An 18,320-nucleotide genomic window follows, 5' to 3' on the forward strand; every position below is an offset into this window, starting at 1 on the left:
CGAAAAAACCCGCCGCGCTGCCCTACCCGGCTTCCTGCACGACTACAACCACCACCGGCCCCACACCGCGATCGGCAAGCTGGCACCCATCACCCGGTTGAACAACCTGGCTGGACATCACATCTAGAGAGCCTTCGCGGTCAGGGTCTTGGCCCAACGTGGGTGCTGTCTGGCGGCCGTTGAGACTGCATTGAGCGTGGGCCAAGCAAGGCGAGCCGCGATTGCCCGCGTTCGCCGCCGTGACCGTCAGGTGGTGCTGTTTCCCGGCGGTCGCGCTGGGGCGGTGAGGGCAAGCCTGGCCCGCGCCGGGAGCGCGGGGACGGGTCGGCTTCGGCGGGACGCCGGTTACGCGTACCCCGAAGAAGCCGGCTTAGTTGTTTGGGCGGCGGCTGGGTATGGGCTGTAGCGCGTGCCCAGCACCTGCCGCACCGCGGCAGCGTCGAATTTCTCGCCGAGGAAGCGATGCAGCGCGCGGATGTTGTCCAGGCTCTCGTCGATCTCGTCGTAGAAGAAGTGGAAGTGGCGGTCGTCCGCCGGGATGGCCAGCAGGCGCTCGTCCGCGTCGCGGATCTTGGTCTCGGCGTCGCGGACGTCGGCCCACCAGGCGCTGCGCGCGACGGCGGCCGGGTCGCGGTGGTTGATGATGATCCGGGCGCGCGGGAAGGCTTCGAGGAGAAAGGTCAGGTACGCGTCCAGATCGGTCATGTGCAGCGGGGTGTAGCGGATCTCCTTGAAGCCGAGCACCCGGTCGCCGCGCTCCGGGCGCAGCACGTTGTTCACGAAGGCGGCGATCAGGTCCGCCCGGTAGCCGTGCGCCCGGATGCGTGGGGTGCCGTACCAGGAGCTCTGCGGGCTGAGATCCTCGGTGCCGGCGAACTTCTCGCACGCCTTCGCCACGGCGGCGTCGGCCTGGTACAGCCGGTACAGGGTGTTGTAGTTCTCGCCCCGGATCCGGTAGCCCGGAATCGCGTTGAGCAGGCCCATCAGCAATGTCGAGCCGGACCGGCCGTAGCTGACGACGAACACGTAGCCGAAGTCACCGGCCGGGCCTGCGATACGCATGACCCGGTGCATCCCGCTCCGGAGCAGGCGCGCGCCACCTCGGCGCAGCGGCGAAAGGATCTTCCGCACCGGTTGCGGCACGTGTTCTCGCATGACGGCTCCTGTCGGCCCGATCCGGAACGCAGGACGCTAGCGGGCCGAACTGACCGGCGGCCGAACCACGGGTGTACGGCCCGGAACGGTCACACGGTGATCCAGTTCAGGAGCGCCCGCCCGGCGCCGGCCGCCACCGAGACGCCGGTCACGACGAGCAGCGCGATGCTGGACCGTTCGACCCGGGCCCGGTTGCGCACGTGCGGACTCTCCAGCGCGGCGAGGACGACGCCGACCCACGCTGCCAGGACTCCCAGGATGAGAAGCATCATGATCGCAATCACCACCATCGATCAAGGTCGTCCTCATCCTGGCGCGCGCAGGCGTGCCGCATGACAACCGTTCGTGTCCCGGAGGTGAATGAACGCGGGCGACGCGGCACCGGCCGTTCGCTCGTAGCGGGGACGATCGCCACGCCGTAACATCCACAGACATCGAATCGACGAATGTCAGTGGGGGGATTCGGCGTTGAACGCATTCAGACGCACGCTCCGGCGCTCGGTGACGGTCTTCGCGATCGGCGCCACCATCGTGGGACTCACCACCCCGGGCGCCGGCGCCAAAGCACCGGCGGATCCGGAATCCCGCGCCTTCGCGCAGATCGCGGCGCTCCAGCAGCTCAAGAAGTCGATGACCCCGGCCGAACGCAAGCTCGACAGCCGCCTCGCCGTCGAGCTGCGCAAGCGCGGCGGCAAGGTGGCCGCGAGCGCGCTGCCGAAACTCAGCACCGGGATCGAGGTCTCCCCATCGGGTACGACCGAGGTCCAGGTGCACGCCGAGAAGGTGGGTGACGACCTGCTCGCCCGGCTCCGGGAAGCCGGCGCCGGGATCCGCTTCCCCTCACCGGCGACCGGGACGGTCCTCGTCGAGGCACCGCTCGCCGCGCTGCCGACGATCGCCGGATGGTCCGACGTGACCGGCGTCAACGTGGAGCACGGCCTGATCAGCGGCCGGCAGACCGATCCGGATCGCGAACCGGCCGCCGAGTCGAAGGAGGCCAAAGCCGCGCGGATCGAGAAGGCCGTACGGGCCGCGCCGAGAGTCGCCGCGGCCGCTGCGGGCTCGGTGGTGTCGGAGGGCGACCGTACGCACGCCGCCGACACCGCGCGCGCCCGCTACCGGGTGACCGGCACCGGCGTGAAGGTCTGCGCCCTCTCCGACGGGGTGGACTCGCTCGCCGATTCGCAGGCGACCGGCGACCTGCCGGCCGACGTCGACGTGCTGCCCGGCCAGGAGGGTTCGGGCGACGAGGGCACCGCGATGCTGGAGATCATCCACGACCTGGTGCCGAACGCGCGGCTCGGCTTCGCCACGGCGTTCACCAGCGAGGTGAGCTTCGCGGAGAACATCCGCGCGCTGCGCTTCACCGCCGGTTGCGACATCATCGTCGACGACGTCGTGTACTACCACGAGAGCCCCTTCCAGGACGGGCTCCCGGCGCAGGCGGTCAACGCGGTCACCGCCGACGGGGCCTTCTACTTCAGCTCCGCCGGCAACGAGGGCAACACCCTGGACGGCACCTCCGGCAACTGGGAGGGCGACTTCGTCGACTCGGGCCGCGGCGTCGGGAAGTTCGCCGGCACCGCACACGACTTCGACCCGGGCCCGGGCGTGCAGGTGTTCAACCCGCTGTCGCCGAACAGCGCCGACCGGGTGACCACGCTGTGGTGGGCCGACCCGCTGCTGGGCTCGGCGAACGACTACGACCTGTACCTGCTCGACTCGGCCGGCAACGTCTCCGGGTTCTCGCAGGACGTGCAGGACGGCGACGACGACCCGTTCGAGATCCTCGCCACCGACTCCGGCAGCGGCCAGCGGCTCGCCGCCGTGAAGTTCGCCGGAGCCGACCGGTACTTCCAGCTCACCGTGTTCCGCGGCCGGTTCGTCGACTCGGCCGACGGGCTCAAAGGGTTCTCCACCCCCGGCGTGAGCCGTGGGCACAGCGCCGCGGAGCGCGCGTTCTCGGTCGCCGCGACGCCGGCGAAGGACCCGCTGCCGTTCGATCTCGAGGACGGCGATCCGCCGAACCCGGCCGGGCCGTACCCGGACGTGCACACCCGGCAGTCCAAGCCGGAACGGTTCACCTCGGACGGGCCGCGCCGGATCTTCTTCAACGCCGACGGCACGCCGATCACGCCCGGCGACTTCTCCTCGACCGGCGGCACGGTACGGGCCAAGCCGGACATCACCGCCGCGGACGGGGTGTCCACCACGCTCCCCGACTTCACGCCGTTCTTCGGCACCTCGGCGGCGGCACCCCACGCCGCCGCGATCGCCGCGCTGGCCCTCTCCGGCAACCCGGGGATGACCGACGCCGAGATCCGGGCCGCCCTGACCGGCACCGCTCTCGACCTCGCCCCGGCCGGATACGACAACCGCAGCGGCAAGGGCGTGATCCGCGCCGACCTGGTGCTGCGCAACACCGGCGCCACACCGCAGCCGCTCGTCCGGGCCGGGACACCGGTGGTCACCCCGACCACCGGTGACGGGGACGCGTTCCTGGAACCCGGCGAGCAGGCGACCGTGACGCTGCCGGCGACGAACGTCGGCGACGGCACGGCCACCGGCGTCAACGTGGTGGTGGACTCGGACGACCCGCAGGCGACGTTGACGCCGCGTTCCCGGTCGTACGGCAACATCGCCGCGGGCGCGTCGAAGTCGAGGGACTACACCCTGAAGCTGGCCGCCGGATATCCGCTCGGCCGGCCGGTCACCCTGTCGGTACGGATCACGTTCGCCGGCGTTCTATCGCCGACCAACAGCACCGTGGTGGTGGCGACCGGACAACCGTCGGCGACGGTACGGGACTTCGCCTACAGCGGCCCGCCGGTCCCGATCCCGGACAACGACCCTACCGGCGCCGCGGCGACCGTGGACGTCAGCGGGGTCGGCTACGCCTCGTCGCTCACCTTCTCGATCGACGGCACGGCCTGCTCCACCGACATCGCCTCGCCGGCCGTGGGCATCGACCACACCTTCGTCGGGGACCTCATCGGCACGCTCACCGCACCGGGCGGCCGGACCGCGACGCTGTTCTCCCGCAGCGGCGGCGGTGGGAACAACCTGTGCCAGGTGGTGTTCGACGACGCCGCGGCCGCGCCGTTCGCGTCGGTGCTGTCGACCAGTGCGCCGTACACCGGGACGTGGCGGCCGGACGATCCGCTGGCGTCACTGCGGGTGTCCCCGGCCGACGGGACGTGGACCTTCCGCGTCGCCGACCGGGCCCGCGCCGACACCGGTTCGATCAGGGCGTTCGCGCTGCACCTGACCGGCTTCGAACCGGCCTGACGGTCACCGTCCGGGCGTGTCCCCTGCGCCCGGACGGTGATCCCGGAGCGAACTCCGCCAGGATCACCGCGAACTGGCGCCGGGTCACGAACGACGGATTGGCGGCCTGCGGTTGCCGCAGCACCTCCAGATCGGCGAGCTCCGGGTGCGCCCGCAGCACCTCCCGGCGGATCCACTCGTCCGGCGGCGCGATCGTCAGACCCAGCGGAACCCACCAGCCGGATCCGTCGTCCTCCTGGCGAGCCGGTCCGGTAAGGGTGCCCAGACCCCAGATGCCGTAGGCCACGTCCCGGTGCCGGCTGCCGCTGCCCCAGAACAACACCGGCTGGCCGGCGCCCATCAGCCGCACCCGATAGCTGGGCTGCACGCACCAGCGCCCGACACGCGGCTCCCGCGCGAACCGGCCGCGCAGGTCGGTGTGGTCGGCGTTGCCCTTGAGCAGCCACGCGCCGAGGTTGTCCGCGGTGACGGTGCGCTGAGCGGTGTCGGCCACCACGTGGTGATACCCGGAACCGGTTCGGTGATGCCCTTCCGGCGTACGCTTGCCGGAATGATCTCCGCGCTGTCGCACCTGGAATGCTCCCGAACCGGAAAACGGTATGACGCCGACGTCGTCCAGGGTCTGAGCGAGGCGGGCGCACCGCTGCTCGCGCGTTACGACATCGAGCGGGCGGCACGGACGCTGACCCCGCAGGCGCTCGCCGGGCGGCCGTCCACGCTCTGGCGATACCGGGAGATGCTGCCGGTACGCGACGCGGCGAACATCGTCTCGCTGGGCGAGGGCATGACGCCGATCGTGCCGCTGCCCCGCTACGGCAACCGGATCGGCCTGCCCCGCCTCACGATGAAGGACGAAGGGCTGGTGCCGACCGGCTCGTTCAAGGCGCGCGGCGCCGCCGTCGGCGTGTCCCGGGCGGCCGAGCTGGGAGTCACCGGGGTGGCCATGCCGACCAACGGCAACGCCGGCTCGGCCTGGGCGACGTACGCCGCCCGCGCCGGCCTGCGCTGCCTGATCGCCATGCCGGTGGCCGCTCCGGCGATCAGCCGGACCGAGTGTGTCGCGACCGGCGCCGAGCTGTACCTGGTGGACGGCCTGATCGGCGACGCCGGCCGGCTGGTAGCCGCGGCGGTCGCCGAGCGCGGCGACTATCAGGACGTCTCGACGCTCAAGGAGCCCTACCGCATCGAGGGCAAGAAGACCATGGGGTACGAGATCGTCGAGCAGCTCGGCTTCACCGTGCCCGACGCGATCCTCTACCCGACCGGCGGCGGTGTCGGCCTGATCGGCATCTACAAGGCGTTGCGCGAGATGCAGGAGCTGGGCTGGATCGGCGACCGGCTGCCCCGGCTGATCGCGGTGCAGGCCGAGGGCTGCGCGCCGATCGTGGAGGCGTTCCGGGCCGGTCGCGACGAGAGCGAGCCGTTCCCGGACGCGCGGACAGTGGCGTTCGGGATCACCGTACCCAAGCCCCTGGGCGACTTCCTGGTGCTCGAGGCGGTGCGGGCGACCGGCGGCACCGCGATCGCGGTCAACGACGCGGACCTGCTCGCCGAACAGCGCCGGGTGGCCGCGGACGAGGGCACGTTCATCTGCCCGGAGGGCGGCGCCTGCCTGGCGGCGGCGCGGCAGCTGCGCGAGTCCGGATTCCTTTCCGGTACGGACGACGTGCTCGTCCTCAACACCGGAGCCGGCCTGAAGTACCCGGAGACCATCCCGGTGGACGTGCCGGCGCTGCCGGTGGACGGCCGGATACCGGCCGCCGCGCCGGCGCTTCGATAACCCGGAGCGGGGTACGAGCTACGTCGATGCGATGACCACCGGAGGAGGACACGCGTGTACGACGTGGCACAGGTCAACACCACCCAGCCGCCGGACTGGATGCCCACCGCCGAGCAGAAGGCGCGGGCCGGGCGTAACCAGGCGTACCCGTCGGCCGGGCGCGCCGTCGTACTACCGGGCTCGCCTGGCGGGGCGGGCGAGCCGGTCCGGCGCCCGTAACGCGACGTGCGGCACGCCCGGCATCGGCAGCGGCCGGCGGCTGGACACCAGCAGCGCGGAGCCGGGTGACGCCGGGATCAGCAGCCGTACCTGCCCGGCGTCGGTCACCCCGTCCACGACGATCAGCACCCGGCGCGCGGCGAGCAGCGACCGGTAGCGGCCGATCAGTTCGTCGGCGTGCCCGGGCACCTCGCCGGCCGGCACACCGAGCGCCCGCAGCACCCGGCCCAGCAGATCGGACGCGGACACGTCCGGCCGGGCCACCGCGAAGATCTGCCCGTCCGGGAAGGAGTCCATCAGCCGGTGCCCGGCCCGGGTGACCAGCGCCGACTTGCCGCTGCCCGGTGGACCGTGCACGACCACCGCGGCCGGTGCCCGCTCCTCCGGCGACGGGCGCGCGGCGGCCAGCACGGCGGCGAACTCGTCCGGATGGCCGCCCGGGAACGGCGGGTCCGGGGGCAGCTCCCGGGGCACCTCCGCCCCGGCGATCCGGCGCGGACGATCCGGTTGCCGGGCCGGCAGGTCGAGCCGCGGCGCGCGTTCGAGCATCGCCACGTGCAGCGCCGCCAGTTCGCTGCCCGGGTCGACGCCGAGCTGGGCGTGCAGGGTCGCCTGCGCCTGCCGGTAGGCGGCCAGCGCGGAACCCAGGTCACCGGCGCGGTACAGCGCCAGCATGAGCTGCGCCCACGCCCGCTCCCGCAACGGATGGGCGGCGAGGTGATCGCGCAGCATCGGCGCCAGCTCACCGGTGTACCCCAGCTTCAGCCGGGCCTCGACGAGATCCTCCAGGACCCGCAGCCGGTCCGCCTCCAGCCCGGCGAGCAGCACGTCCAGCGTCCCGCGGGGCAGCCCGTGGCCGGCCGGTCCACGCCACAGGCGCAACGCCGCCGCCAGATCCGGCTCGGCCCGGCCGGCCTCGCCGATCGCGAGCGCGCCGCGCCCGCCCTCCGCGAGCCGGCGGAACTCGGTCACGTCCAGCTCGTGCGGCGCCAGATTCAGCTGGTACGCGCTGTGCCGCGAGACGATCCGGTTGCCGAGCGTACGCCGCAGCGCCGCGACATGATTGCGGATGTTCGCGACCGCGGACGCCGGTGGCCGGCCGGTCCAGAGCAGCTCGGTGAGCCGGTTCAGCCGCACCGGCCGGTTGGCTTCCAGGGCCAGCGCGGCAAGAACCGCCCGCCGCTTGGCCGGGCCCGGATCGGCCAGGCCGTCGTCTCCCCGTAACTCCACCGGCCCGAGTAGACGGACCTCGATGGACATCTATCTCCCCCTTGATCGGCCACCAGGCTAGGTAGCTAAGCAGGAGAGATCAACGCGAAGCGGGAGAATCGCGCAGTGAGCATTATCAAGCGGTCAGACGCCCATTCCGAGTAACAGAAACCACCGCCGGAACGCTGTGGGTCGGGCCGCTCGCCTCCAGCCATAGGGATGGCCCTCGCCGACGGGGAGGGCGGCGAGGGCCATCGATGCAGCCGGTCAGCGACCGGCCGGCTTATGGGCGACGCGCATTAGCTCGCCGAACGGGTCAGTCACGCTCGTTCATCTCTTCCCGGGACACCTCGGCGAGTGCTGTTCGCACTGCCGTGAGCTCGCCGTCCAGCAGGCGCTTGCGGCGACCCCAGGCCTCCGCCCGGTCGACGGCCGGGCCGAGAACCCGGAGCAGTTCCGCGCGGGCGCCGTCCTCCGGCGGGGACGCCGGAAGCACGATTTGAATCACCAGGGTGCGGTACTTCGAGAGATAGAATCCGACCCGCATACCCCGGAATCCAGGCGCATAGGTCCGTCCGGATATGAAGTAGGTGACCGCCAGGTTGAAAGGTGATGATTCGGTGGAAACGGCCGACTCCAGCGACCGTTCCAACTCGGACACCGCGCCGATCCACGCGTTCTCCCCCGTCGTGCCGCCGGCATCGACTTTCACCGACAGCGGACGGTCGGGCAGATCACCCTCCCGCACACCGCTCATCGACCCCACCCCGGTTTCCCTGCCGCATTGCAGGCGCCCAGGCTAGGACGCCGGCCAGCGAGTCTCAACACGACAACCGGGCATTGGCGCAGTGAGCATTGTCATTTGGTCCGGCCGCCGGATGGAGTAACAGAAATGGCCGGCAGAACGCTACACGGTCACCGCCGGGAGCCGGGCGGGTTCATCCGGAGAGTGATCTCGCCCGCGTGCAGGCGTTGCGCGGCCGGACGTACCGGTCGATCTCCGGCCGGTCCTCCGGCTGCAGACAGATCCTGAGCTGTCGTCCGCGCGCCACCTATTTCACCGTCTTCGTAGGATGGCCCTCGCCGACGGGGGCGGCGAGGGCCATCACATCAGTGCCGCCTTATTCCGTTATGGCCTCATGTGCGAGTCGCGCCAGGGTCACCGCTTGCATCACGGGCGGCATACCTTTACGGCGTGCCACGGCGTCCCGGGCGATTTCCACTCCGGACACGAGGTATTCCGCCAACAACCGCAACGTCTCCTCGTCGGACTTGCTCGTGATGTCCGCCGGGACGGCTATCTGAACGGCGATGAGGCGCTGTTTCCTGGACACCGACCCCGTTCTGATTCCCGCGTAGTCGGGTTGCAGCAGTGGCCCGGGGATATGAAAGGCCACGTCCACCCCGGTCTCCTCGGAAACGAACTCCCAGGGAAGGCGCCCGACCTCTCGCGCCAGAGCCGACACGGCAGCCCTGCTGGCACGGTTGTCCGGGGAACTCCCCCCTATCACCGAGCCCACGAAGAGTGGCTCCCAATCATCGCCGTCTTCCACCGCTACCTCCCGTCCAGAGGCCCGGGACTGAATGCGGGCAGCGTACCAGCGTGTTTTTCCTTATTCAGCGGCCCCGGCCATCGCGAGGTGAGGAACCTCTCCGCCTTCTCCATGTCTCTACGAGTTCCTCGGGCGATGATCTCCAGGTTCTTTCCCTTCAAGAACTTCTTCGTGTATCGGTCCATGGGATTCGGTTCGCTGGTGATACCCCACTTGAGGAAGTCCCCGGTCTTGGCATCCGTCAACATGTACAGAACGGTCGGACGCGAGCTGTTGAGCGAGTTGCCATGAACACCGCTCGACGGCGGCTTGGGGGGTGTGGCCGGGTTCTTCGCGAACTTGCCACCCGGTCCACGCAGCGCCCCGTTGACGCAGTTGCACTTGTTCCCGTTGGCGTCGACGCCGCCCGGGCAGTTGTGCACCAGCAGGGACGCGTCGCCGGCGAGGATGTAGTAGTTGTGCTGGCCGTCCACGGTCAGGTTGTGCACACGCTCGGTGCGGGTGTGCTTCTTGATCGCGGTGATCTGGACCCAGGTGCCGGATCCGGTCTGCAGCCACATGCCCCGCTTGAGCTGTGCGCCCTCGACCCAGCGGCCAACGTCGGGCAACCAGAACAGGTGTGCGGCGGTGGAGGTGAAGCTGCCGGTCTCGCCGTCGTCGTCGACGGTGATCGTGACCAGCTTCTTGACCCCGGCGTGGTTGCGGACGTCGGTGACCGGACGAGCCTGGTTCTCCCCGGTCTCCACGTCGGTGGCCAGCACCCGGTCGCCCAGTTGCAGGTCCTCGATGGGCTTGCTGCCACCGTCGGCGAGCAGCACCCGGGTTCCCGGCACGAAGCTGTTGCACTTCGACGGCGTGTTCGTCGTGTCCGCCTTGGGCGTGGCCGGTGCGTCGCCGGCGTCCGGGGCCTTCGGCGTGTCCGGAGCCTTCGGTGGAGTGGCCGCCTTGGCCACGTCCGTGGCGTTGTCCGTGGCCTTGTACGCGTCGTAGACGTTGTCCGCGGTCTTCGCCATCTTGACCGCGCCGATCACGTTGCCGGCCAGCGGAATCGCCGAGGCGAGCGACATCGCACCGTCGACGTAGTTGCCCTCGGCCATGTACCAGATGCCGTTCGCCACGTCGGCGACCTCGCCGACCACCGGCACCATGCCGACCACGTCCAGCGTCGCGTGCCCGAGGTCCGACCAAGACATCCCGAACAGGTGACCGTCCAGCTCCACGAAGCTGATCGGGTTACCACCGGCGAACGAGTACCGGTTGTTCAGGAACGGGTCCATGGCCAGGCCCATGTCCGACAGCGCGCCGCCGTAGTAGTCCCGGGTGAGGAACCGGTTCAGGCCCGGGTCGTAGTCGCGGAAGCCCATGTCGTACGTGCCGGAGCCGGCGTCCCACCGGGAGGCGTTGAAGCGGAACGCGTTGTACGGCTCCTCCTCTTCTCCCTCACTCGCGGGCTTGTCCGCGCCGGTGAACTGGGACTTGTCGTCGCTGCCGTACGCGGTGTAGCCGTACGTGGCGCGGGTCTTGCCGTCCTCCTTGGTGATCGCGATGACGTCGCCGCGCGGCCGGTAGGTGTACTGCGAGTACTCCTTCGCGCCGTCGTCCTTGTGCTTGATCTGGGTCAGCTGCTGACCCCACGGCGAATACTGGTAGGACTTGTCCGCCTTGCCGGCCACCTCCTCGCGCAGCACCTGGTTGTCGATGCCCAGGTAGGTGAAGGCGGTCGTCTTGCCGTCCGAGGTCTGCGACACCGTCCGGTCGAACGGGTCGTAGACGTAGGTGGTGGACTTGGCGGTGGCCCCGGTGCCGGAAGTCGTCTTGGCCGTCCGGTCGAAGCCGTCGTAGTAGTGCTTCTGCGTCCGCTGCCCACCGGTCGAGACGGTGTCCAGGCGGCCCAGCGGGTCGTAGTTGTACGTCGACGTCAGCCCGCTCGCGGTGGAGGAGTGCAGCCGGTTGCGGTCGTACTTGTGGGTGGTGGTGACGCCTCCGGCAGTCTCCGACACGACGTTGCTGTTCGCGTCGTAGACGTACGCCTCGGTGGCCGAGCTGTCCCCGGACTTGGTGAGCTTGGCGATCCGGTCCTGCGGGTCGTAGTCGAAGGTGTACGTGTTGTCGATGTAGTCCGACGTGTTGTCGGCGTTCATCAACTTCAGGACGTCCTTCGACGGGGTGCCGTTCGGCCCGTACTCCAGGCTGTGCTCCGCGACCAGGGTTCCGGCGGAGGTCTTCTCCACCTGGTGCTTGACCGCGCCGTCCAGGTAGTACGCCAGGTCGACCGTGTTGCCGTTCGGCTTGACCTGCTTGAGCAGCTCGCCACGCGCGGTGTAGGTGAACGTGGAGATCTGCTGGTTGCCGGCGGTGGGCGAGTCGGCGTTCGTCACCTTGGTGACCATGTCCCGCGCGTCGTACTCGACCTTCGACCAGGTGAGGTCGTGGGTCGTGGTGAGCGGGTTGCCGTTGTCGTCGTAGGTCAGCGCGGTGGTGTTCTTCACCGCGCCGGCGGCGACCTCCTCGATCTTGTTGATCTGATTGACGTCGTCGTAGGAGATGCGGTACGTGTCGCTCTTCGCGCCGCTGAGGTCCTTGACCTCTGTCATGAACCCGTTCGCGTTGTACCGGTAGGTGAACTCCTTCTTCTCGTTGTCGGTCTCGGTGCCGCTGTCGCGGACCAGCTTGACCGCGTCCGCGACCACCTTGCCGGTCGCCTGGTCGGTCAAGGTGATCTTCTGGGGCGCGTCCTCGGTGAAGGTGTAGCTACCGAGGCTGACCCAGGTGCCGGGGTTCGCGGTCTGGTTGACCGTCTTCACCGTGCTGCCGCCGGAGTGGGTGACCGTGAACCTGGCGTCCGTGGCCGCGCCGCTCACCTGCGGGTAGTACACGAACACCTGGTAGGTGCCGTCCCGCGGGATGTTCAGCTGCCAGTTGTACTGGGCCGCGCCGCTGCCGGCCGGAGCCGTGTAGACGTCGTAGCCGTACTGGCCGGTGGCCGCGCCGCTGGTCCAGGTGCCCTGGGTGGCGGTGTTGTTGGAGTCGGAGCTGTCGACCAGGACCACGTCCTTGCCGACCGGCACGCCGTCGTCGGAGCGGCCCTTCTGATTACCCGAGGGGTAGAAGTCCCAGGTCATCGTCCGGGTGACCGAACCACCGGCCGAGCTAAGCGTGTTCTTCGTCTGCTGGCCCAGGTCGTTGTAGTCGAACTTGTTGACGATGCCCCACGAGTCGGTCGAGCTCTTCGTCCACCCGTTGTCGTAGTAGGTGTAGTCGGTGACGTTCCGGACCGACTGTCCCTCCGACGCCGGGGCGCTGACCCTCTCCAGATTGCCGACCGAGTCGTACTCGTAGAGGGTCTTGTCCGGCTTGTTGTACCGGCTGTCGCCCGGGTCGTAGGGCGACCAGACCTCCTTGACCCGGTTCAGCGGGTCGTAGACCTTAACCGCGGTGAAGTCCTCCGCGTTCGCCGACGCGACGCCCCGCGGCGTGATCACCTTGGTCTGGTTGCCGACCGGGTCGTACTCGTACTTCGTCGTGCGGTAGGTGACGGCGCCGGAGGTGTCCCGGGTGTGCGGAACCTTCGACTCGATCAGGTCACCGCGGGCGTTGTACGCCGCCACCGACTCGTTGCCGTCGGCGTCCGTGCTACCGACCGTCAGGCCGTCCTTGTCGTAGCGGACGGTGGTGAACTTGCCGGCCGCGTCCGTCGTCTTCACCACACGGTGCAGCAGGTCGTACTCGTACTTGGTGGTGAAGTCGGTGGTGTCGGCCGTGGCGTTCTTCTTGGCATCCACCAGCGTCAACAGGTTGCCGACGTTGTCGAAGACCGCGGTGACCTTCTGACCCTTGCCGTTGACCATCTCGATCGGCTGGTAGATCGCGTCGTACTTGGTAGTGGTGGTGTAGTCGCCGGCCGTCGCCGTCAGATTGCCCTGCGGCTCCGTCTCGGTGAGCAGGTTGCCGACCTTGTCGTAGGTGTAGGTGGACCTGCGCTCGGCGCTCGTCGACTCGTCCTTGGGCATCACCGACTCGATCACCTGGTCGGCCTTGTCGAAGACCGACGTGGTCGTCGTGCCGTTGGCGGCGTACGCCGTGAGCATGTTGTCGTTCGCGTCGTACACCGACGCCTTGATGGTCAGGTAGCGGTTGTTCGCGGCGTCGACCGGCTCGACCCGATCCTTCGGACGCCCGAAGGTGTCGTACGTCTGAGTGGTCTTCGCCTGCTTGTCGTTCCTGACCTCGGTCACGTTGCCGCGGGCGTCGTAGACGAACGCCGACGCCACCAGCTTCGCGTCGATGATCTTCTGCGGGTATCCGCTGGCGTGGTACAGATCGAACTTGGTCTCGTTGCCGTTGGCGTCCTTCGCCGTGAGCAGCCGGCCCCAGGTGTCGTGGGTGTTGGTGGTGACGGCACCGGTCGGGTCGGTGACCGTGGCCAGGTCGCCCTCGGTCGTGTAGGTGAACGAGTACCTGCGGCCCTCCGGGCTGGTCTTCGTGGCCAGGTCGGCCACGTACCCGTTGAGCTGCGTCTGGTAGGTCAGGACGGTCCCCGCGTGGTTGTTCTTGACCGCGAGCGCGTCCTTGATCTCCAGTGGGTAACCGGTCTTGGCGTCGTACCGCCAGGTCGACACCGCACTGTTCGCCTCGGTCAGCGACGTCACGTTGTGCTGGTCGTCCCAGACCAGCTTGGTGACCTCGTTCTTGGCGTTGGTCACCTGGTACGGCCGGCCGTACCCGTCATGGTTGTAGGTGGTCTTGTTGTTCTCCGCGTCGGTGACGACGGTGTTGATGTTGCGGCCCTGCGGCCCGTCCGGGTCGGTGTACGCGAACTGGGTCAGCCCGCCGAGCCGGTCGGTGTACGACTTGGTCCGCCAGTGCCACTGCGGGTCGTCGCCGGTCGACGGGTAGTGGTAGACCAGGTTCGTCGCGTTGCCCCGCGGGTCGGTGACCTTGACCAGCTTGACGTTCTTGTTCCCCTGGGTCATGTCGTACTGGAACTTGAACGTCTTCGGCGTGCCGTCGGTCGAGCCGTAGCCGTCGATCAGCTCACCGAGCAGGCCCTTGTCGGTGTACGTGAAGTACAGCGTCCGCCCGGCGACATCCTTGATCGTCTTGACGTGGTCGATGATCTTCGGGTTGGTCAGACCGGTGCCGGACGCCCGGGTCCAGGTGGTGTCGTTGATGTACTCGAAGTTCTCGCCCTTGGCCCAGTAGTCGATGGTGATGGTCTGCCGCGACTCGGGGTCCGTGACGTACCGGAGGAACTTGGTCGGCGCGTTGTTGCTCTTGCGCTCCTCGTAGGTGAACAGCATGGTGTTGCCGTTCTTGTCCACCGTCGAGGTCGGGTAGCCCTCGCAGTCGTAGAAGAACCGGGTGCGGTCCGGGCGGGTCAGCGACCAGGCCTGCGACTCCTGGGTGTTCGGCTTGCAGTCGACCCCGGCCTTCTGCTCGAGGTACAGGTGCACGCCCTTGGGCGACACCCAGGTGCCGGTGGCCTGGTCCAGGCTGAACCGGTGGCTGGTGCCGTCACCGTCGGTGAACGTCACCGTGGTCGGCTTCGGGTTCGGGTGGAAGTCCAGCGGGCTGCCCAGGCGCATCATCGTGGACGCCTGCAACGACCAGCCGAAGCCGGAGACCGTGTCGGTGGTGTCCAGCGAGTTGTAGGAGAGCCGGGCGAACGACGACAGGCCCCGCGACGGGTTGCTGAAGGCGTTGTACTGCCACACCGTGTTACCGGCGTACAGGTTGTTCATCAGGCTGCCGCCGGCGCCGGTGTTCTTCCCCGCGTACGAGTAGAAGTCCTCCAGGCCGAGCTGGTCCGAGGTGGCCTCGACCACCGCGACCTTCTGCGCCAGCGGCGCGATGGACGCGGTCTGCGACAGCGTCTGCCCGGTGGTCTTGTTCTGCAGCTCCCAGCTGATCGTGTAGTCGGTCTTCTTGTTGCCCTCCGTCGTCGACGGTGGGGTGGTGACCGTCGCGGTCAGGTCGGCCGTGCCGCCGGACGGGACGTCCGCGGGCAGCGCGGTGACCGCGGTTGAGCCGCTCACCGCTTCGCCGTTGGCCCGTGCCCACTTGTACGACAGCTGCCAGTCGGCCGCCTTCCAGGCCGTCGGCGTCGGGTTCGAGACCGACACCGGCGTGGTGAACGTCGTCGCCGGCGGTGCGCCCTCGGGCAGCTGCGCCGCGTAGTACGTCGACTCCGGCGTCTGCTCCAGGTAGGTGACCTCGAGCGTCGGGCGCAGCATGGGCTCGGCCGTCTCGGCGGCCAGCAGCATCGCCCGCGCCGTGGCGGCGGCCTCGTCGCGCTGCTTGAGCAGTACGCCGTGGTTGCCGGACGGTGTCGTCACCCAGGACTTGGCCGCGGTGGTGACGTCCCAGGTCATCCACTTCGGATCGTTGGTGAAGGTGCTGTTCGCCGACAGCGCGGTGGCGTCGTAGTCACCGCCCGCCTTCGTCCATGCGGTGGTGCCGTCGCTGGTGTTCCAGGTCGCCTTGGTCTGGTCGAAGGCGCGGGTCAGCCGGTGCACGTCGACGTACTCGTCGGTGTCCGTGCCCGGGTAGAGACCGACGTTCCACATCCGCAGCTGTGCGTCGGTGACCTGCGCGTTCGCCGGTACCCCGGAGATCGGGAACTTGACCAGGCCGCGGGTGTCGCCGTACGTCGACGAGTTGTTGCCCGGTGAGACGTACGGGTCGCCGGCGTAGCTGTTGACGTTCGCCGCCGGCTGGGTCGCCGACAGCGTCGTGTCGGTCACCCCGCTCCGGAAGATCTTCGTGATCTGCCCGGCCTTGGGCAGCATGGCCGGCACGGTCGGACCGGCGATGATCTTCCCGTCGGTGGTCTTGACGGCGACCATGTAGTAGAAGAACTTGCGCTTCATGATGTCGGTCTCGGCCGCCGGTGTCGGCGACGCCGTGGTGTCCTGGAAGGTCGTCGTGCCCCTCGCCACCGGCGCCACCAGGGTCGCCGCGGACGGCGTCCAGGTCTGGTAGACGCTGCGGTGCACCTGGTACTCGGCGATGTCGGTGCCGGAGTAGGCCGGCCAGTCCAGCAGCGCACCGGTCGCGGTGATGGTCGTCGGCGGGTTCACCGGGACGCCCGGCTTGCCGTAGGTGACCACCAGCTTCGGCAGGTTCGCGTCGCGGCGGGCGTTGTTGTACGCGTACTCCGAGGCCTGGAAGATCGCGCCGCCGCGACCCTTGTCGGCCTCGTTTACCGCCTTGATCATGAGGCCGTTGTTGGCCGCGCCGTTGACCCACTCCTGCACGACGTTGCGCACCGGGAACGCGGACCACACGCTCGACTTGCTGTTCGCCTTGACCGTGTTCGCCTTGGTGAACCGCACCGCGTCGGCGATCACCGCCTTGTTCGCGACGTCGCCCAGGACGACCCGGCCGGTGGTGCCGGCCGCGAACGGATGCACGCCCAGGGTCTTCCAGCCGCCGGCGGCGACCGGGGTGGTCTGGTCGACGGTGTACGCCTTCGAGCCGCCGTTGTAGTGCACCGTGTACGGCGCGTTCGCCGCCCGGTCGTTCTCGCCGACGTAGTGCACCTCGACCAGGTAGTTCCCGGCCTCGGTGATGGTCGGCACGTAGGTGTAGGTGTGCCCGGTCGTCGCGTCGTTGTTGACCCGGTAGTCGCCGCCGATCGCCTTCGCGATCAACGCGGTGTTCGTCGAGGCCGTCCAGGTGCCCGCCGCGGCGGTGTTGCTGTCCCCGTCGTCGACCGTGACGATGTTGCCGACCGGCTCGGCCGCGATGTTGGCGTTCATGTTCGCCCACGTGGCGGTCGTCTCCGACCACGCCGAGGTGATCTTGCGAGCCTCCATCGGCACGTCGTAGCCGTACGCGTGGTAGGACGAGTCGTAGTAGAGCTGGAGCTGAGCGTCGTCGATCGTGGTGCCGGCCGGCACCATGCCGGTGTCGAACTTCAGCAGCGACCGCCACGCCGCCGTCGCGTCCGTGCCCACCCGCAGCTCGTACGAGCTGTTGTAGTTGGTGGTCGTGGCGCCCGACGAGATCATCACGTCCTGGGCGTCGGCCGGGACCGGCTGCACCTTGATCGTCGGGTCCACCACGACCGGGTACTTCCGGGCCGGGTCCGCCAGCCAGGCCGAGTCCGCGGTCACCGTGATCGTCGACCCGGCGACCCGCTGCGTGACCTTCGTGCTGGTCGTGCCGGCGCTGTCGTACATGTACGGGGCGGGCATGGTCAGCACGGTCGCGCCGGCCGCGTTCTGGAACGCGATCGACCCGTCCTGCTGCGGCAACGCCGTCAGGCCCGTGGTGTCCAGGGAGAACGTGTACGACGCCGGACCCGACGGGGCCTTCTTGAGGAGGATCTTCTCCTTCAGCTCGGTCGAGCTGACGTCGTAGATCAGGTCGGCACCACCGATCAGACCCGGGTAGGTGACCGTGGAACCGGACACCTTCGGCGTCGCGCCGCGAGCCGCACCGGGCAGGCCGAGCTCGACCGTCCGGCCGTCCTTCACGAACCGCACCAGGTTGTCGCTCGTGTCACCGAACAGGCTGGTGAAGGTGTTCGTCGAGTTGCCCTGCACGTAGCCGGTCTCGCCGGTCGGCCGCACCCGTGTGTCGATGGGCCGGTACCGGCCGCCGTCGCGGTAGTTCACCGGCACCGGAGAGATCTCCGCCTGCATTCGGCCGTCGGACAGCTGGTAGACGGTGCCGTTGGCGTTCCGCTTCGACGTGATCTCACGTACCCGCTTCTGCGCCGGCCACTTCTTCGCGGCCGGCGCCGCCTCGTTGACCGCCAGGCCGGCGCTGACCGGCTCGGCCCGCGACCGGCCGTCCCCGGCGCCCACCAGTTCCTCGGCCGCACCGCGCATCCGGTCCAGCAGTCCCGGTTCGTCCGCCGCTGGACGGTCGTCGGCCTGGGCCGATGCCGCAGGTGCGGTGTCGTCTCGCGTCATCACGTAGCCCACGGCACCTGAGCCCGCCACGAGCGTCAGCGCCAAGGCCGCGATGAGCGCGCCCCGTATTCTCCCCATGCCCACGTCCTTCGTCTGTCGACATACGACGAGGGGAAGCTAGGTGAGTGGCATATTCATGGGCGTACATTCGTGATACATCCGCGATGTAGCTTCACCGCCCGGCGGGTAGCGTGC

The 18,320-nt window shown here is 69.0% G+C and carries 10 protein-coding genes; 3 read left to right on the forward strand and 7 right to left on the reverse strand.

Annotation, left to right across the window (positions count from 1 at the left end; translation table 11 throughout):
• Nucleotides 1-345: 345 nt before the first annotated feature.
• Nucleotides 346-1,062 carry a sulfotransferase family protein gene (locus tag I4J89_RS21495; protein WP_196415814.1) on the reverse strand — a complete coding sequence of 239 codons (717 nt, stop codon included), beginning with the start codon at nt 1,060-1,062 and terminating at the stop codon, nt 346-348.
• 182 nt (nt 1,063-1,244) lie between these two features.
• A complete protein-coding gene (locus I4J89_RS21500; RefSeq protein ID WP_196415815.1) occupies nt 1,245-1,427 on the reverse strand; it encodes a hypothetical protein in 183 nt (60 codons plus the stop codon).
• Nucleotides 1,428-1,623: 196 nt separating this feature from the next.
• Between I4J89_RS21500 and I4J89_RS21505 the strand changes: the two genes are divergently transcribed.
• A complete protein-coding gene (locus tag I4J89_RS21505; RefSeq protein WP_196415816.1) occupies nt 1,624-4,443 on the forward strand; it encodes a S8 family serine peptidase in 2,820 nt (939 codons plus the stop codon).
• Here I4J89_RS21505 and I4J89_RS21510 read toward each other — a convergent pair.
• Nucleotides 4,400-4,936 (reverse strand): EVE domain-containing protein, encoded by a 537-nt coding sequence (locus I4J89_RS21510; RefSeq protein ID WP_309238409.1) that lies wholly within the window; start codon nt 4,934-4,936, stop codon nt 4,400-4,402. The genes I4J89_RS21505 and I4J89_RS21510 overlap by 44 nt on opposite strands.
• A gap of 57 nt (nt 4,937-4,993) precedes the next feature.
• On the opposite strand from I4J89_RS21510, the gene I4J89_RS21515 reads away from it, so the two are divergent.
• Nucleotides 4,994-6,223 (forward strand): threonine synthase, encoded by a 1,230-nt coding sequence (locus I4J89_RS21515; protein ID WP_196415817.1) that lies wholly within the window; start codon nt 4,994-4,996, stop codon nt 6,221-6,223.
• 54 nt (nt 6,224-6,277) lie between these two features.
• Nucleotides 6,278-6,442, forward strand: a complete 165-nt coding sequence (locus tag I4J89_RS21520; RefSeq protein WP_196415818.1) for a hypothetical protein — start codon at nt 6,278-6,280, stop codon at nt 6,440-6,442.
• On the opposite strand, the gene I4J89_RS21525 is transcribed toward I4J89_RS21520, so the two are convergent.
• The 4 genes from I4J89_RS21525 to I4J89_RS21540 form a co-directional block, all read right to left on the reverse strand.
• Nucleotides 6,395-7,702 carry an AfsR/SARP family transcriptional regulator gene (locus I4J89_RS21525; RefSeq protein ID WP_196415819.1) on the reverse strand — a complete coding sequence of 436 codons (1,308 nt, stop codon included), beginning with the start codon at nt 7,700-7,702 and terminating at the stop codon, nt 6,395-6,397. The two genes, I4J89_RS21520 and I4J89_RS21525, sit on opposite strands and share 48 nt — an antisense overlap.
• Before the next feature lie 265 nt (nt 7,703-7,967).
• The gene (locus I4J89_RS21530) at nt 7,968-8,408 is read right to left on the reverse strand and encodes a hypothetical protein (protein WP_196415820.1); all 441 of its coding nucleotides are present in this window, start codon (nt 8,406-8,408) and stop codon (nt 7,968-7,970) included.
• A 364-nt stretch (nt 8,409-8,772) separates the two neighbouring features.
• A complete protein-coding gene (locus I4J89_RS21535; protein ID WP_196415821.1) occupies nt 8,773-9,204 on the reverse strand; it encodes a hypothetical protein in 432 nt (143 codons plus the stop codon).
• Between the two features lie 2 nt (nt 9,205-9,206).
• Nucleotides 9,207-18,203, reverse strand: coding sequence for a golvesin C-terminal-like domain-containing protein (locus I4J89_RS21540; RefSeq protein ID WP_196415822.1), 8,997 nt, complete (start codon nt 18,201-18,203; stop codon nt 9,207-9,209).
• Between the last annotated feature and the right edge of the window lie 117 nt (nt 18,204-18,320).

The organism is Actinoplanes aureus (assembly GCF_015704865.1).
Taxonomy (GTDB): Bacteria; Actinomycetota; Actinomycetes; order Mycobacteriales; family Micromonosporaceae; genus Actinoplanes; species Actinoplanes aureus.

Excerpts from the sequence above, each read along its gene's own strand:
- I4J89_RS21500 (WP_196415815.1), bottom strand. The coding sequence starts at position 1,427 with ATGATGCTTCTCATCCTGGGAGTCCTGGCAGCGTGGGTCGGCGTCGTC.
- I4J89_RS21540 (WP_196415822.1), bottom strand. The coding sequence starts at position 18,203 with ATGGGGAGAATACGGGGCGCGCTCATCGCGGCCTTGGCGCTGACGCTC.
- I4J89_RS21495 (WP_196415814.1), bottom strand. The coding sequence starts at position 1,062 with ATGCGTATCGCAGGCCCGGCCGGTGACTTCGGCTACGTGTTCGTCGTC.
- I4J89_RS21515 (WP_196415817.1), top strand. The coding sequence starts at position 4,994 with ATGATCTCCGCGCTGTCGCACCTGGAATGCTCCCGAACCGGAAAACGG.
- I4J89_RS21530 (WP_196415820.1), bottom strand. The coding sequence starts at position 8,408 with ATGAGCGGTGTGCGGGAGGGTGATCTGCCCGACCGTCCGCTGTCGGTG.
- I4J89_RS21525 (WP_196415819.1), bottom strand. The coding sequence starts at position 7,702 with ATGTCCATCGAGGTCCGTCTACTCGGGCCGGTGGAGTTACGGGGAGAC.